At 70.8% G+C, this 15,610-nt stretch carries 11 protein-coding genes and 1 pseudogene; 7 read left to right on the plus strand and 5 right to left on the minus strand.

All coding sequences use genetic code 11. The features are described 5' to 3' along the window. The 7 genes and pseudogenes from STRAU_RS40745 to STRAU_RS29485 all read left to right on the plus strand — a co-directional run. Positions 1-759: pseudogene (locus STRAU_RS40745) on the plus strand (UbiA prenyltransferase family protein); the annotation flags it as partial. Next, the gene (locus STRAU_RS29460; protein ID WP_078621575.1) at positions 756-1,760 is read left to right on the plus strand and encodes a sugar phosphate isomerase/epimerase family protein; all 1,005 of its coding nucleotides are present in this window, start codon (positions 756-758) and stop codon (positions 1,758-1,760) included. The pseudogene STRAU_RS40745 and the gene STRAU_RS29460, both read left to right, overlap by 4 nt. Further along, positions 1,757-2,554, plus strand: a complete 798-nt coding sequence (locus STRAU_RS29465) for an EboA domain-containing protein (protein ID WP_016644071.1) — start codon at positions 1,757-1,759, stop codon at positions 2,552-2,554. Before STRAU_RS29460 ends, STRAU_RS29465 begins: the two co-directional genes overlap by 4 nt. Next, positions 2,554-3,402: a TatD family hydrolase gene (locus STRAU_RS29470; RefSeq protein ID WP_016644072.1), complete on the plus strand. Its 849-nt coding sequence runs from the start codon at positions 2,554-2,556 to the stop codon at positions 3,400-3,402. The genes STRAU_RS29465 and STRAU_RS29470 overlap by 1 nt, the downstream gene beginning before the upstream one ends. A gap of 3 nt (positions 3,403-3,405) precedes the next feature. Further along, positions 3,406-4,614 (plus strand): metabolite traffic protein EboE, encoded by a 1,209-nt coding sequence (gene eboE, locus STRAU_RS29475; protein ID WP_016644073.1) that lies wholly within the window; start codon positions 3,406-3,408, stop codon positions 4,612-4,614. Next, the gene (locus STRAU_RS29480; protein ID WP_016644074.1) at positions 4,611-6,011 is read left to right on the plus strand and encodes an alkaline phosphatase family protein; all 1,401 of its coding nucleotides are present in this window, start codon (positions 4,611-4,613) and stop codon (positions 6,009-6,011) included. The genes eboE and STRAU_RS29480 overlap by 4 nt, the downstream gene beginning before the upstream one ends. A 232-nt stretch (positions 6,012-6,243) precedes the next feature. Beyond that, positions 6,244-7,314 carry a sugar phosphate isomerase/epimerase family protein gene (locus STRAU_RS29485; RefSeq protein ID WP_016644075.1) on the plus strand — a complete coding sequence of 357 codons (1,071 nt, stop codon included), beginning with the start codon at positions 6,244-6,246 and terminating at the stop codon, positions 7,312-7,314. 91 nt (positions 7,315-7,405) lie between these two features. Here STRAU_RS29485 and STRAU_RS29490 read toward each other — a convergent pair whose 3' ends face one another. The 5 genes from STRAU_RS29490 to STRAU_RS29510 form a co-directional block, all read right to left on the minus strand. Next, positions 7,406-8,827 (minus strand): OFA family MFS transporter, encoded by a 1,422-nt coding sequence (locus tag STRAU_RS29490; RefSeq protein WP_037662746.1) that lies wholly within the window; start codon positions 8,825-8,827, stop codon positions 7,406-7,408. Position 8,828: 1 nt separating this feature from the next. Further along, positions 8,829-10,217 (minus strand): OFA family MFS transporter, encoded by a 1,389-nt coding sequence (locus tag STRAU_RS29495; protein WP_016644077.1) that lies wholly within the window; start codon positions 10,215-10,217, stop codon positions 8,829-8,831. Between the two features lie 120 nt (positions 10,218-10,337). Next, positions 10,338-12,590 (minus strand): acetate--CoA ligase family protein, encoded by a 2,253-nt coding sequence (locus tag STRAU_RS29500; protein ID WP_016644078.1) that lies wholly within the window; start codon positions 12,588-12,590, stop codon positions 10,338-10,340. After that, positions 12,591-13,820, minus strand: coding sequence for a formyl-CoA transferase (frc, locus tag STRAU_RS29505; RefSeq protein WP_016644079.1), 1,230 nt, complete (start codon positions 13,818-13,820; stop codon positions 12,591-12,593). A gap of 12 nt (positions 13,821-13,832) precedes the next feature. Next, positions 13,833-15,527, minus strand: coding sequence for a thiamine pyrophosphate-binding protein (locus STRAU_RS29510; RefSeq protein WP_016644080.1), 1,695 nt, complete (start codon positions 15,525-15,527; stop codon positions 13,833-13,835). Positions 15,528-15,610: the final 83 nt, after the last annotated feature.

Raw genomic sequence — 15,610 nt, forward strand, 5'->3', positions numbered from 1 at the left:
GGCCGCCCGCGCGGGCCGCCCCGCCCTGGCCACCGCCACCGCCCTGGCCGGCACGGTCTGGGCCTACGACCTGGGCCTCAAACGCACCCCGGCAGGACCCGCGGCGATGGCGGCGGCACGAGGGCTCGACCTGCTGCTGGGAGCCGCGGCCACGGCGACGAACACGCGGGCCGCGACGACACGACCACGCGGGCCGCGACGACGACGGCGACGACCACGCCCGCCACTACGACGATGGCGACGACCACGCCCGCCACCACCTCCGCGGCCGCGGTCACCGGTGTGGCCAAGGGCCACCACCGCCCGGGCCGGTCGGCAGCCGCCCGCGCCGCCCTGCCCGCCGCGGCCACTCTCGCCGCCCACACCCTCGCCGTGACCGCGGTGTCCCGCCACGAGACCCAGGGCGGTTCGACCGCGACCCCGCTGGGCGCCCTCGCCGCCACCCTCGCCCTCGGCCACGCCGTCGCGTACGCCCCCCGACCCCCGGCAGGCCGGCGGACCGCAGCCACCGCCGCCCTGCCGGGCATCACCGTCGCCCTCACCGCGGCCTACGCCACCACCGCCGCCCGGCCCTACCTGCACGCGGCCCTGAACCCCTCACCTCCCCTGACCCAACGAGCCGTCGGCGGCGGCATCCGCGCCCTGATCCCGCTCCAGGCCGCCCTCGCCGCTCGCTCCGGCGCCCTCGGCAGCGCCTTGTTCACGGCGGCCCTGGCCCCCGCGGCCCGCCGCTTCGCCCGCAAGGTGAGCGTCACATGAGCGCCGACGGAGCTGTGGGCGGCGGCGAGGGTGCCGCGGACGGCGGCGAGGGTGCTGGAGTCAAGGGCGAGAGTGCCGTGAACGGGTCGGCGTCGGTGGGCGCACCCAACCGGCTCCGGTTCGGCTACGGCACCAACGGGCTCACCGACCTCCGGCTCGACGACGCCCTCGGCCTGCTCGCCGACCTCGGCTACTCCGGTGTCGGCCTGACCCTCGACCACATGCACCTCGACCCGCTCGCGCCCGACCTGGCCGCCCGCACCCGCCGCGTGGCCCGACGCCTCGACCGGCTCGGCCTGACCGCCGCCGTCGAGACGGGCGCCCGCTATGTTCTCGATCCTCGCCACAAGCACGGCCCCTCCCTGCTCGATCCCGACCCCCAGCGCCGCGCCGACCGCGTGCGCCTGCTCATCCGCGCCGTCCAGGTCGCCGCCGACCTGGGCGCCCACGCCGTCCACTGCTTCAGCGGCATCACCCCCGACGGCACCTCCGAGGCCACCGCCTGGCAGCGCCTCGCCGACGCGCTCACCCCCGTCCTCGACGCCGCGACCGGCGCCGGCGTGCCACTCGCCATCGAGCCCGAACCCGGTCATCTGCTCGGCACGCTGGCCGACTTCCACCACCTCCGCCTCCTGCTCGACGACCCCGAACCCCTCGGCCTGACCCTCGACATCGGCCACTGCCAGTGCCTGGAGCCGCAGTCGCCCGCCGACTGCGTCCGTGCCGCCGCGCCCTGGCTGCGGCACGTCCAGATCGAGGACATGCGCCGTGGCGTCCACGAACACCTGCCGTTCGGCGACGGCGAGATCGACTTCCCGCCCGTCCTGCGCGCCCTCGCCGCCACCGGCTACCAGGGCCTGACCGTCGTCGAACTGCCCCGCCACTCCCACGCGGGCCCCCAACTCGCCTCCCAGTCCCTAGAGTTCCTGCGCCGAGCGGACAGGCTCGCCGCCACCCCGCCCACAACCCACGGGGTCTCAGCCCAAGGAGGAACGTCGTGACCGAGCGCTCCACCGTCGCCGACCTCCGCTCCCACCTCGACGCCGTCCTCGGCGGCGCCGCCCGGGCCTGGCTGGACCAGGCCACCGACGAAGCGACCACGTACGCCGCCGCCGGACAGACCCCCGGCCCCGCCCGGACCTCCGCACCCGCCGCCACCCCCGTCTGGGAGCTGCGCTTCGCCGAAGCCGGCCGCCGCTGCGGCCCCGACCACGCCGACGCCGCCCGGCTGGTCCTCCTGCACGCCGCCCGTGCCGACACGGACGCCCTGACCCGGCTCTACGAACACGGCACCGCCACCGAACGCCGCGCCGTCCTGCGCTCCCTCCCGCACCTCGTACCCGGCCCCGACGCGCTGCCGCTGGTCGAGGACGCGCTGCGCACCAACGACACCCGCCTCGTCGCCGCCGCCGTCGGCCCTTACGCCGCCGCGCACCTGGCCCCGCAGGACTGGCGCCACGCCGTCCTCAAGTGCCTTTTCACCGGGGTGCCCGTGGACGCCGTCGCGGGGCTCGCGGACCGTTCCCGGGCCGACGCCGAACTGGCCCGCATGCTCGGTGACTACGCCGAGGAACGCACTGCCGCCGGCCGCGCCGTACCCGACGATCTGTATCGCGTCCTGGCCCTGACCGACCCCTCGGCGGTCAACGGCGGCGAGGCCCCGGCACCCACCGGCCCCGAAGGCCCGGCAGCCGCCCGCCCCGACCGCTCGGCACCCACGGGCCCGGCCGGCCCCGCGGCCCCCGCGCCCTTCGCGGCCCCTTCGACGTCCACCGGCGAGGAGCAGGAGTCCTGATGCGCATCTTCGACCCCCACATCCACATGACCTCCCGCACCACCGACGACTACGAGGCGATGTACGAGGCCGGAGTCCGCGCCGTCGTCGAGCCCGCGTTCTGGCTCGGCCAGCCACGCACCTCGCCCGCCTCCTTCGTCGACTACTTCGACTCCCTTCTGGGCTGGGAACCCTTCCGCGCCGCGCAGTACGGCATCGCGCACCACTGCACCATCGCGCTCAACCCCAAGGAGGCGAACGACCCGCGGTGCACGCCGGTCCTGGATGTGCTGCCCCGCTATCTCGTCAAGGACAACGTCGTCGCCGTCGGGGAGATCGGCTACGACTCCATGACGCCCGCCGAGGACACCGCGCTCGCCGCCCAGTTGCAGCTCGCCGCCGACCACGAACTGCCCGCCCTCGTGCACACCCCGCACCGCGACAAGCTGGCCGGTCTGCGCCGTACCCTCGACATCGTCGCCGAGTCCGAGCTGTCCGTGGAGCGGGTCCTGATCGACCACCTGAACGAGACCACCGTCAAGGAGGCCAAGGACGCCGGCTGCTGGCTCGGCTTCTCCGTGTATCCCGACACCAAGATGGACGAGGACCGGATGGTGGCGATCCTGCGCGCCCACGGCCCGGAGAAGGTCCTGGTCAACTCGGCCGCCGACTGGGGCAAGAGCGATCCGCTGAAGACCCGCAAGGTCGGCGACGCCATGCTCCATGCCGGGTTCTCCGACGACGACGTCGACCGGGTGCTGTGGCGCAACCCCGTGGCGTTCTACGGACTCAGCGGCCGTCTCGCCCTGGACGTCACGGACACGGACGCCACCCACGAGGGCAACTCCATCCTGCGGGGCGGTGCGTGAGTCATGCGCTTCCGCCACCCCGACGGGTCCACCGTCCACCTCGCCTACTGCACCAACGTGCACCCCGCCGAGACCCTCGAAGGCGTCCTCGCGCAACTGCGCGACCACTGCGAGCCCGTCCGCAAACGGCTTGGCCGCGACCGCATCGGCATCGGTCTGTGGCTCGCCAAGGACGCCGCGCACGCCCTGGTCACCGACCCGGCCGCGCTGCGCGGACTGCGCACCGAACTCGACCGGCGCGGCCTCGAAGTCGTTACCCTCAACGGCTTCCCCTATGAGGGCTTCGGCGCCGAAGAGGTCAAGTACCGCGTCTACAAGCCGGACTGGGCCGACCCCGAACGCCTCGCCCACACCACCGCCCTGGCCCGTGTCCTCGCCCAGCTGCTGCCGGAGGACGTCACCGAAGGCACCATCTCGACCCTTCCGCTCGCCTGGCGCACCACCTTCGACGCCACCCGTGCCGAGGAGTCCCGCACCGCCCTCGTCACGCTCGCCCAGCGTCTGGACGCCCTCGCCGAGCTGACCGGCAAGTCCATCCGCGTCGGCCTCGAACCCGAACCGGGCTGCACCGTGGAGACCACCGGCGACGCCATCGCGCCCCTCACCGCGGTCGGCCACGACCGCATCGGCATCTGTGTCGACACCTGCCACCTCGCCACCTCCTTCGAGGACCCGGGGACCGCGCTCGACGCCCTCGCCGCCGCCGGCATTCCCGTCGTCAAGTCCCAGCTCTCCGCCGCCCTGCATGCCGAACACCCCCATCTGCCGGAAGTACGCGCGGCGCTCGCCGCCTTCGACGAACCCCGCTTCCTGCACCAGACCCGCACCCTGCCCCGCGAACCCGAGGCCCCCGCGGCCGGTGGGACCCTCGTCGCCACCGCGCTGCGCGGCACCGACGACCTGGGCGAAGCCCTCACCCGCCAAGCCCTGCCGGACTCGGCGCCCTGGCGCGCGCACTTCCACGTCCCCCTGCACGCGCCCCCCGCCGCACCACTCACCTCCACGCTCCCCGTCCTCAAGGACGCCCTCACCCGGCTCGTCGGCGGACCGCACCCGCGCACCCGCCATCTCGAAGTCGAGACCTACACCTGGCAGGCCCTCCCGCCCGAGCTGCGCCCACGTGCCCGCCCCCAGCTCGCCGACGGCATCGCCGCCGAACTCACCCTCGCCCGTGACCTCCTGACGGAACTCGGCCTGAAGGAACTGCCATGACACCTCCCTCCACGGGTGGGCCGACCCCGCTGCTCGTCCTCGACGTCGTCGGCCTCACCCCCCACCTGCTCGACCACATGCCGCACCTCACCGCCCTCGCCAGGTCCGGCTCCCGGGCGCCGCTCGGTACCGTCCTGCCCGCCGTCACCTGCGCCGCCCAGTCCACCTTCCTCACCGGCACCCACCCCGCCGAGCACGGCATCGTCGGCAACGGCTGGTACTTCCGCGAGCTCGGCGACGTGCTGCTGTGGCGCCAGCACAACGGCCTTGTCGCCGGCGACAAGCTGTGGGACGCCGCCCGCCGCGCGCACCCCGGATACACCGTCGCCAACATCTGCTGGTGGTACGCCATGGGCGCCGACACCGACTTCACCGTCACCCCCCGTCCCGTCTACTACGCCGACGGCCGCAAGGAGCCCGACTGCTACACGCGGCCCCCCGCCCTGCACGACGAACTCACCGAGAAACTCGGCACGTTCCCCCTCTTCCACTTCTGGGGCCCGGGCGCGGACATCGTCTCCAGCCGCTGGATCGTGGACGCCACCCGCCACATCCTCACCACCCGCCGACCCGACCTGGCCCTGTGCTACCTCCCTCACCTCGACTACGACCTGCAGCGCTTCGGCCCCGACGACCCGCGCTCGCACCAGGCCGCCGCCGACCTGGACACCACACTCGCCCCCCTCCTCCACCAGGCGAAGACCGAAGGCCGCACCGTCGTCGCCCTGTCCGAATACGGCATCACCCGGGTGAGCCGGCCCGTCGACATCAACCGGGCCCTGCGCCGCGCCGGTCTGCTCGAAGTGCACACCCAGGACGGCATGGAGTACCTCGATGCGATGGCCTCCCGCGCCTTCGCCGTCGCCGACCACCAGATCGCCCACGTCTATGTGCGCAAGCCGGAGGACCTGGAGGCCACCCGCGCTGCGCTCGCCGACCTGCCCGGCATCGAGCAGCTCCTCGACGACGAGGGCAAGAAGGCCCACCACCTGGACCATCCCCGCGCCGGCGAGCTCGTCGCGGTCGCGGAGCCGGACGCCTGGTTCACGTACTACTACTGGCTCGACGACGCCCGCGCGCCCGACTTCGCGCAGCTCGTCGAGATCCACCGCAAACCCGGCTACGACCCGGTCGAGCTCTTCATGGACCCCCAGGACCCCTATGTGCGGCTCAAGGCCGCGGGCGCCCTGGCCCGCAAGAAGCTCGGCATGCGCTACCGCATGGCGGTCGTGCCCCTGGATCCGTCACCTATTCGCGGCAGCCACGGCCGCCTCCCCGCGAGCGAGGACTCCGATTCCGGCCCGCTCATTCTGTGCTCCACCCCCCACGCCGTCACCGGCCGCGTCGAGGCCACCGATGTGAAATCACTCCTGCTGCGGCTCGCCGGCCTGCACTGAACCTCGCCGGCCCGCACTGAACATGGGTGCGCTCCGTGGCGCGCCGCGCGATCCACGGGACCGGCGTCGCACCCGCCGCGTCCCGCACCACGTTCGAGCCGCGTTCCGAACGATCTCCACTGAACCAGAGGGCGCGGCCCACGCCATCAGGGTCCGCCCCGGAGCCCACCCTGATCCGTGATTCGAACCCATCCCTGATCCGACCCCGACCTCCATTTCCAGGGAGAGCCACATGACCCGCAAGCACACACCGGACGACCCGGAACTCGCCCACAGACTCAGCCGGCGCGGCATGCTCGGCGTCGCCGCGGGCGCCACCGCGGCTGCCCTCGTCGGCACCGCGGCCGCCGCGGGCCCGGCGTCCGCCGCTTCGGGCTCGGCCGAGGCAGAGGCGTCGGGCAAGGGCCGCGGCCGTCCCGTCCTGCCGCCGGGCCGCCTCGGCGTCCAGCTCTACAGCCTCCGCGACAAGGTCTCCACCGCCGGATTCGCGGCCGTCTTCGCCGAGTTGGAGCGGTACGGGTACGACGAGGTCGAGTTCGCCGGGTACACCCAGGGCTCCGCGGGCCCCATCACCCTCGCGCAGCTCAAGCGGCTGGCCCGCGATCACGGGCTGCACCCGATCGGCAGCCACGTCGGCTACTACGACAACGGCAACCCGAACGCATACACCTTCGCGCAGAACCTCACCAAGGTCCTCGACGACGCCGAGGCGCTCGGCCTGAAGCACATCGGCACCGCCGCGGGACCCTTCCGGTACGGCGCGACCGTCGACGCGTGGAAGCGGGCCGCGGAGGACTTCAACACGTACGGCGAGGCGGCCCGCGCGCGGGGCATGAAGTTCTATCAGCACAACCACGCCGAGGAGTTCTCCTTCGCCACGGACAAGCCGGGGGTGCGCCTCTATGACGTACTCCTGGCCGAGACCGATCCGGACTACGTCTTTCTGGAGATGGACATCTACTGGGCGTACGCGGCCCAGTTCCGCTTCGGCAAGCAGGTGGACGGCACGCCGCGCCCCTTCGACCCGCTGGACTACGTCCTCAAGCGACCGCACCGCTACCCGCTGTTCCACGTAAAGGACGGCATCCGCGACGACTCCGCTCGTGACGGCTACCGCATGGTGGACGTAGGGGACGGCGACATCGACTACAAGCGATTCCTGTCGAAGGTGACCGCCCGCACGCACGGCGGGCGCCGCTACCACCACTGGCAGGCCGAGCACGACAACCCTGCGGAGTCCTACGCGTTCGCCCGGAAGTCCAGCGCGCACCTGCACTCGCTGCGGGAACGCTGCGGCGACTGAGCGTACGGCGGGGCCCGGCACGCACGGGGGAGGGGTTCTGCCCACCGGTCGCGGTGGGCAGAACCCCTCCCCTGGAACACGCGGCGGAACGCTACACGGCGGCCGCACGCGCGCGTGGGACCCCCGGTTGCCGCAGCAGCAGCGACAGAGCCGCCGCGAGCAGCGACACGGCGCCGGCCATCGTGTACGCGCCGACATAGCCCCAGGAGTCCACGACCATCGCGCCCATGCCGCCTCCGAAGAGGCCGCTCACGAGCTTCGCGCTGTAGACCATGCCGTAGTTGGACGCGTTGTTGTTCTCTCCGAAGTAGTCGGGTACGAGCGCCGCGAACAGCGGATAGAACGCGCCGCCGGCGAAGCCCGACAGGAAGGCGAAGGCCAGGAACAGCGGTTGGTCGCGCATCTCGCCCGCCCACAGGACACCGAACTGTGCCACGGCCAGCGTCAGACACACGTAGGTCAGCGTGCGCTGCCGGCCGAGACGGTCGGACAGCCAGCCCACGACGCCACGCCCCGTGCCGTTGATCACCGACATGACACCCATCGACGACGCCGCGATCAGCGGGCCGAAGCCCATCTCCTTGGCGAACGGCACCTGGAAGGAGATCCCGAAGATCGACACTCCGGCGCAGCACAGCATGCACGCCCACATCAGCGGCACGACGCCGGTGCGTAACGCCTCACCGGGGGTGAACTGCCGTACGGCGGGCGGGTTCTTGGCCAGGGCCACGGCGGTGCGCGGATCGCTGCTGGGCCGCAGCGGATCGACGTCGGCCGGCCACCAGTTCTTCGGCGGGTCCTTGAAGAACAGGCCCGCCACGAGGGTCACGGCGAGGACGTAGAAGCCGACCAGGTCCAGCACCGCGCGGTAGTTGGACGTGTCGAAGCCGTACGAGAACAGGAAGATGAAGGGCACCGCTCCGTAGGCGAACCCTCCGTTGACGAAGCCCGTCTTGCCGCCGCGCCGCTCGGGGTACCACTTGCCGACCATGTTCACGCACGTCGAGTAGATCAGCCCGGAGCCGACCCCGCCGAGCAGGCCGAAGCCGACCATCGCCGCCGCCACGTTGGGCGCGTGGCTGAGGCTGACGAACCCGAGCAGCGACAGCACGGAGCCCACCAGCATGGCTCTGCGGCTCGTCAGGACGCCCTTCTCGCGCAGCTTCCCGGCCGGGAAGGAGACGCCCGCCTGAAAGAAGATCCAGACGCTCAGCACCCAGAAGGTGTTCGACGACGTCCAGTGGTGCGCCGCGGACAGGGTGTCCTCGGCGGCTCCGTAGGCGTACTCGAAGACGCTGATGGCGATCATGGCCACCCAGGGGAGGACCACCATCGTCCAGCGGGGGCGGCCGAGGATCTCCCGGTCGCTCTCGCCGACGCGGTACACGCGCCCGCGTTCGTCCGTGATCTCTTGGGGCGACTGATGCGACTGATGCGACTCGCGTGGCTCGTGTGGCGGGTGGGACGCGTGCGGCTCGTGCGCGTTGCTTCCGGCGATGGGCTCCGCCGTCATATCAAGCCATCTCCTCACCGAGGGGTTGCGGATTGGGTTTGATGTCCTTGGATTTCGGCCTTCCGGGCTGAGAAAGGAAGAGTGCGATGAATCCGGCGAACAGAGAAATGGATCCGGCCAGGGTGAATGCCCCGGTGTGACCCCAGTGGCTCACCACGACGGCTCCCATGCCGGATCCGAGGAGTCCGGAGACCAGCTTGGAGCTGTAGACCAGGCCGTAGTTGGAGGCGTTGTTGTTCTCTCCGAAGTAGTCGGCCGTCATGGCGGCGAACATCGGGAAGATGGCGCCTCCGCCGAATCCGGAGATGCTGGAGAAGACCAGGAACAACGGCAGGTTCTTGATGTCCGCCGACCACAGGATTCCGTACTGCGAGAGACCGAGGACGATGCACACGAAGATCAGGCAGCGTTTGCGTCCGTAGCGGTCGGAGAGCCAGCCGATGACGCCGCGGCCGGTGCCGTTGACGATGGCCTTCAGGGACATGGCCGTCGCGACGATTCCGCCGGCGAATCCGGCGTCCTCCCCGATGTCCACCTGGAACGCGATGCCGAAGATGTTCACGCCCGAGGTGCACAGCAGGCAGAACCACATCAGCGCGACCCGGCCGGTCTGCCATGCCTCCTTCGGCGTGTACTGCTTCACGGCGGGCGGGTTCATCGCCAGGGCCCGCCTGGCCCGTGGGTCGTCCGGCGGCCGCAGCGGGTCCACGTCGGCGGGCCACCAGTTCTTCGGCGGGTCCTGGAAGAAGTAGCCGGCCACGGCGACCAGCGTCGCCAGGAAGAGGCCGACGGACACCAGCACCCAGCGGAAGTTCGTCAGATCCATGAAGCCGGTGAATATGAACACGAACGGCACCGAGCCGTAGGCGAATCCGCCGTTGACGAATCCGGTCTTTCCTCCCTTTCGTTCCGGATACCACTTGCCAACCATGTTCACGCAGGTGGCATAAACCATTCCGGCGCCCATGCCGCTGAACATGCCGAAGCCCACATAGGCGACGACCACATGCGGCGCGAACGCCAGTGAGAGATAGCCCAACAGTGTGCCGACCGCGCCGAGCATCATGGCCCAGCGCGCCGGTAGCTTCCCGCTCTCCCTGAGCTTGCCCGCGGGGAATGCCACCGCGGCCTGGAAGAAGACCCAGACCCCCAGCATCCAGAAGATGTGCAGACTGCTCCAGGAATGCGCGGTGTGCAGTGTGTCCTCAGCGGAGGCGAACGCGTACTCGGCCGAGCTGATGCCCATCATGCCGATCCACGGCAGAATGACCATCCATTTGCGCTTGCGGCCCATGATGTCGATGTCGGTCTCGCCGAGCCGGTAGATCCGGCCGTTGGCGTCCGTCACCTCCCGGTAGGGGACGGCTGTGCGTATGTCCGTTGTCGTCATGTCGCTCGAGCACCCCTTGCGTCGAAAAGATCCTGGCCAGCGCCCCCTGTCCAATTCCTTTCGTGTGCGCACGGGTCCCGGGGCCGGCCGGCGCGCACCGCAGGCCGGCCCCCGCACCGATCACGTCATCGACTGCCCTCCCACCGGCCTGCCGCCCCCCAGCAGCCCGGCCGCCCGCGCCCAGCGGTACTTCGCCCCGAGCACCGCGACCGGCTTCTCCGTCGTGTACGGATACGCCACGACGCCCCGCTCGAAGAGGTACTGGCACGCCTCCTCCACCTCGATGTCGCCCGCGAGCGACGCGACGACGGGCTTGTCGATGCCGCGTTCACGGAACTCGGCGATCACGCGGGCCGTTAGTTCGGCGAAGACCATGGGAGGGGTGACGATGGTGTGCCAGTAGCCCAGTACGAGCGCGTGGACGCGCGGATCCTCCAGGCCGAGCCGGATCGTCGCCTCGTACGTAGAGGGGGGCTCGCCGCCGGTGATGTCGACGGGATTGCCCGCGGCGCCGAACGGCGGGATGAACTTCCGGAAGGCCGCGTCCAGGTCGGCCGGAATCTCCATGAGTTCGAGGCCGTTGTCGGTCACCGCGTCGGAGAGCAGCACGCCCGAGCCGCCCGCCCCGGTGATGATGACGATGTTGTCGCCCTTCGGCGCCGGAAGCACCGGCAGCGCCCGCGCGTACTCCAGCATCTCGTTCAGCCCCGGGGCCCGGATGACGCCGGCCTGCCGCAGGATGTCGTCGTAGACGGCGTCGTCGCCCGCGAGCGCGCCCGTGTGCGAGCCGGCGGCCCTCGCGCCCGCGGCGGTGCGGCCCGCCTTGAGGACCACGACGGGCTTCTTCGGCACGGTGGCGCGCGCGGCCTCCACGAAGGCCCGGCCGTCCTTGAGGTCCTCCAGGTGCATGGCGATGCACTGCGTGTTCGGGTCCTCGCCGAACCACGTCAGCAGATCGTCCTCGTCCAGGTCCGACTTGTTGCCGAGCCCGACGATCGCCGAGACGCCCGTCTTCGTCGCGCGGGCGAAGCCGAGGATGGCCATCCCGATGCCGCCGGACTGCGAGGTGAGCGCCACCGGGCCCTTGACGTCGTAGGGCGTGCAGAACGTGGCGCAGAGGTCCTGCCACGTCGAGTAGTAGCCGTAGATGTTCGGCCCGAGGAGCCGCACCCCGTGGCGTTCGCCGATCGCCACGATCTCGTCCTGGAGGGCCTGTTCACCGGTCTCGGCGAACCCCGAGGGGATGAGGACCGCGTTCGGGATCCCCTTGCGACCGACCTCCTCGAGCGCGGCGGCGACGAACTTGGCGGGTATCGCGAAGACCGCCACATCCACCTCACCAGGGACGTCCGTCACGCTCTTGTACGCCTTGCGGCCCAAGATGTCATCGGCCCGGGGATTCACCGGGTGGATCTCTCCGGAGAACCCACCGTCGACGAGGTTCCGCATCACCGAATTGCCGATCTTCCCCGGCTCGTTGGACGCGCCGACGACGGCGACGGAGCGGGGCTGCATCAGGCGCCGCATCGAGGCGAGTATCTCGGCGCGCGTGTACGTGCGCCGCTGCTTGGGCTGCTCGGTGGCGAGGATGACGCGGATGTCCGCGGCGAGCGCGCCCTCAGGAGTCGCGATGACCGGATTGAGGTCGACCTCCGCGATCTCGGGGAAGTCGGTGACCAGTTGGGACACCCGGCGTATCTGCTCGGCCAGCGCCCGTCGGTCCACTCCTTCGGCGCCCCGCACTCCGCGCAGGATCTCGGCCGCGCGGATCGAGTCGAGCATCGACTGGGCCTCGTCGGTGTCGACGGGCGCCAGGCGGAACGTGATGTCCTTGAGGACCTCGACGAGGACACCGCCGAGACCGAAGGCGACGACCTTCCCGAAGGTGGGGTCGGTGACCGCCCCGACGATCACCTCCTGCGCGGCGGGGCCCGACGGCAGCAGCTCCTGCACCTGCACGCCGTCGACGCGCGCCCCGGGCGCGTACGCACGCGCGTTGGCCACGATCCGGTGGAACGCCTCACGCACGTCCTCGGCGCCCTGTACGCCCACGATCACGCCGCCCGCGTCGGTCTTGTGCAGGATGTCCGGCGAGACGATCTTCAGGACGACGCGCCCGCCGAAGTGCGCGGCGTGTGCCACCGCCTCGTCGACGTCCCGCGCCAGCTCTTCTCCGGGGACGGCGATTCCGTACGCGTCCGCGAGGACCTTGCCCTCCGGCGCCGTCAGCGACGTACGTCCGTCGGCGCGCACGGAGTCGAGCAGCGTCCGCACCCGCGCGAGGCGTGCCTCGGAGCTCGCGCGGCCCTCCGGGCTCACGCCGCCCTCCGCGCTCACGCGGCCTTCCGCACTCACCTCGTCCTGGGCACTCATTCAGATCACTCCGTTCGACTTGAGCAGGCGCAGCTCCTCGTCGCCGAGGCCCAGCTCGCCGATGAACACCTCTTCGTTGTGCTCGCCGAGCAGCGGCGAACTGAGCACGTCCACGGGAGAGTCGGAGAGCTTGAGCGGCGAGCCCACGGTGGTGAACGAACCACGCTCGGGGTGCGGGACCTCGACGACCATCTCGTTGGCCACCAGCGAGGCGTCCTCGATGATCTCCTTGGTGGACAGGATCGGGCCGCACGGGATGTTGTGGGCGTTCAGCCGCTCCAGGACCTCCCACTTGGGCAGGGTCGAGGACCACTCCTCGATGAGCTGGAACATCTTCGTGAGCTGCGGGAGCCGCGCCTCTGGGGTGGCCCACTCGGGGTCGTCGGCGAGCTCCGGGCGCCCGATGAGCTCCGTGAGGGGTTTCCAGCCGACGGGCTGCACGATGACGTACACGTAGTCGTTGGGCCCGCCCGGGGCGCACTTGACGGCCCACCCGGGCTGCCCGCCGCCGGACGCGTTGCCGGAGCGGGGCACCTCGTCCCCGAAGTCGTCGTTGGGGTATTCGGCGAGCGGCCCGTGCGCCAGGCGCTGCTGGTCGCGCAGCTTGACGCGGCACAGGTTCAGCACAGCGTGCTGCATGGCGACGTTGACACGCTGCCCGCGGCCGGTGTTCTCCCTCTGGAAGAGGGCGGCGAGAATGCCCGCGACGACATGGATGCCGGTCCCGGAGTCGCCGATCTGCGCGCCCGTGGCGAGCGGCGGGCCGTCCTCGAAGCCGGTGGTCGACATGGAGCCGCCCATGGCCTGGGCGACGACCTCGTACGCCTTGAAGTTGGTGTAGGGCCCGTCTCCGAAGCCCTTGATCGAGGCGTAGACGACGCGCGGGTTGATCTCCTGGATGCGCTCCCAGGTGAAGCCCATGCGGTCGACGGCGCCCGGGCCGAAGTTCTCGACCATCACGTCGGAGCGGCGGATCAGCTCGGTGAGGAGTTCCTTGCCGCGCTCGGTCTTGGTGTTGAGGGTGATGCTCCGCTTGTTGCAGTTGAGCATGGTGAAGTAGAGCGAGTCCACGTCCGGCAGGTCGCGCAGCTGCTTGCGCGTGATGTCTCCGGTCGGTGCCTCCAGCTTCACCACGTCCGCGCCGAGCCAGGCGAGGAGCTGGGTGGCGGAGGGGCCGGACTGGACGTGGGTCATGTCCAGGACGCGGATGCCTTCGAGAGCCTTGGTCACGGCCGTGTCACCTCACTTGTACATCGTCTGGTTCATGGTTCCGGGGGCGTACGCGTCCGGGTCGACCCATACGTTGATCAGCGAGGGCTTGCCGGACTCGCGGGCGCGGCGCAGCGCCGGGCCGATGTCGGCGGGGTCGCGGACCTCCTCGCCGTGGCCGCCCAGCATCTGGGCGAACTTGTCGTAGTGGACGTCGCCGAGGGTGTTGCCGACCCGTTCGCGCTCCGTGCCGTACTTGGCCTTCTGGCCGTAGCGGATCTGGTTCATCGAGGAGTTGTTGCCGACGATGCCGACGAAGGGCAGGTTGTAGCGCACGAGCGTCTCGAAGTCCCAGCCGGTGAGGCTGAAGGCGCCGTCTCCGAAGAGGGCCACCACTTCCTTGTCGGGCCGTGCCTGCTTGGCCGCGAGCACGAAGGGCACGCCGACGCCGAGCGTGCCGAGCGGCCCCGGGTCCATCCAGTGGCCCGGTGCCTTGGGCTGGACGACCTGCCCGGAGAAGGTGACGATGTCGCCGCCGTCGCCTATGTAGATCGAGTCTTCGGTGAGGAAGTCGTTGATCTCGCTCACCAGGCGGTACGGATGGATGGGCGAGGCGTCGGACTTGAGGCTCGGCAGCCGCTTCTCGAGGGCGGTCTGCTCGGCGGCCCGCAGCTCGTCCAGCCACTCCTTGCGCCGCGAGGCTCCTCCATTGACGCGGCCGGAGGCGGCCGCGGTCACCGACTTCAGGACGAGCCCCGCGTCGCCCACGATGCCGAGGTCGATGTCGCGGTTCTTGCCCACCGTGCGGTAGTCGAGGTCGATCTGGACGACCGTCGCCTCCGGAGAGAGTCGTTTCCCGTATCCCATGCGGAAGTCGAAGGGGGTGCCGACGATCACGATGAGGTCGGCGTTGGAGAAGGCGTAGCGCCGCGAGAGCTGGAAGTGGTGCGGGTCTCCGGGAGGAAGCGTGCCGCGGCCGGCGCCGTTCATGTAGGCGGGCACGTTGAGGGCGCGGACCAGCTCGATGGCTTCCGCCGTGCCGCGGGTCGTCCACACCTGGCTGCCAAGGAGGATGGCGGGCTTCTCTGCGTGCACGAGGAGGTCGGCGAGCTTCTCGATGGCCTCGGGGTCGCCGGCCGAGCGGGTGGAGGCGCGGTAGTGCCCCGCGCGCGGGACGCGGGCCTTGTCCGCCGGGACCTTCGCGTCGAGCACGTCGCGGGGGATCTCCAGGAAGGAGGGCCCCGGAGCGCCGTGATAGCACTCGCGGAACGCCATCGACACCATGTCGGCCGCGCGCGCCGTGTCCGGCACGGTCGCGGCGAACTTGGTGATGGGCGTCATCATGTCGACATGCGGCAGATCCTGCAGTGAGCCCATCTTGTGCTGCGTGTGCGCTCCCTGGCCGCCGATCAGCAGCATCGGGGACTCCGCGCGGAAGGCGTTCGCGACGCCGGTGACGGCGTCGGTGGTGCCGGGGCCCGCCGTCACCACGGCGCAGCCGGGCTTGCCGGTGATCCGCGCGTACCCGTCGGCCGCGTGGGCGGCGACCTGTTCGTGGCGTACGTCGACGACATCGATGCCCTCGTCGACGCAGCCGTCGTAGATGTCGATGATGTGGCCGCCGCAGAGGGTGTAGATGACCTCCACACCCTCCGCCTTGAGTGCCTTGGCGACCAGATGCCCACCGGAGATGAGGGTGTTGTTGTCGCTGCTGCTGTCGTCGGGCATGGCGAAGTCCTGTCCCTTCGTAGGGGAGTTGGAGTGCGCTGTTCCACGCTCGGGGCGCCCTCGCAGTACATTGCATACAGTCG

It is taken from the genome of Streptomyces aurantiacus JA 4570, assembly GCF_000414115.1.
GTDB classification, from domain to species: domain Bacteria; phylum Actinomycetota; class Actinomycetes; order Streptomycetales; family Streptomycetaceae; genus Streptomyces; species Streptomyces aurantiacus_A.

Coding starts and splice junctions, on each gene's coding strand:
- STRAU_RS29460 (WP_078621575.1), top strand. CDS start 756: ATGAGCGCCGACGGAGCTGTGGGCGGCGGCGAGGGTGCCGCGGACGGC.
- STRAU_RS29470 (WP_016644072.1), top strand. CDS start 2,554: ATGCGCATCTTCGACCCCCACATCCACATGACCTCCCGCACCACCGAC.
- eboE (WP_016644073.1), top strand. CDS start 3,406: ATGCGCTTCCGCCACCCCGACGGGTCCACCGTCCACCTCGCCTACTGC.
- STRAU_RS29480 (WP_016644074.1), top strand. CDS start 4,611: ATGACACCTCCCTCCACGGGTGGGCCGACCCCGCTGCTCGTCCTCGAC.
- STRAU_RS29485 (WP_016644075.1), top strand. CDS start 6,244: ATGACCCGCAAGCACACACCGGACGACCCGGAACTCGCCCACAGACTC.
- STRAU_RS29490 (WP_037662746.1), bottom strand. CDS start 8,827: ATGACGGCGGAGCCCATCGCCGGAAGCAACGCGCACGAGCCGCACGCG.
- STRAU_RS29495 (WP_016644077.1), bottom strand. CDS start 10,217: ATGACGACAACGGACATACGCACAGCCGTCCCCTACCGGGAGGTGACG.
- STRAU_RS29500 (WP_016644078.1), bottom strand. CDS start 12,590: ATGAGTGCCCAGGACGAGGTGAGTGCGGAAGGCCGCGTGAGCGCGGAG.
- STRAU_RS29510 (WP_016644080.1), bottom strand. CDS start 15,527: ATGCCCGACGACAGCAGCAGCGACAACAACACCCTCATCTCCGGTGGG.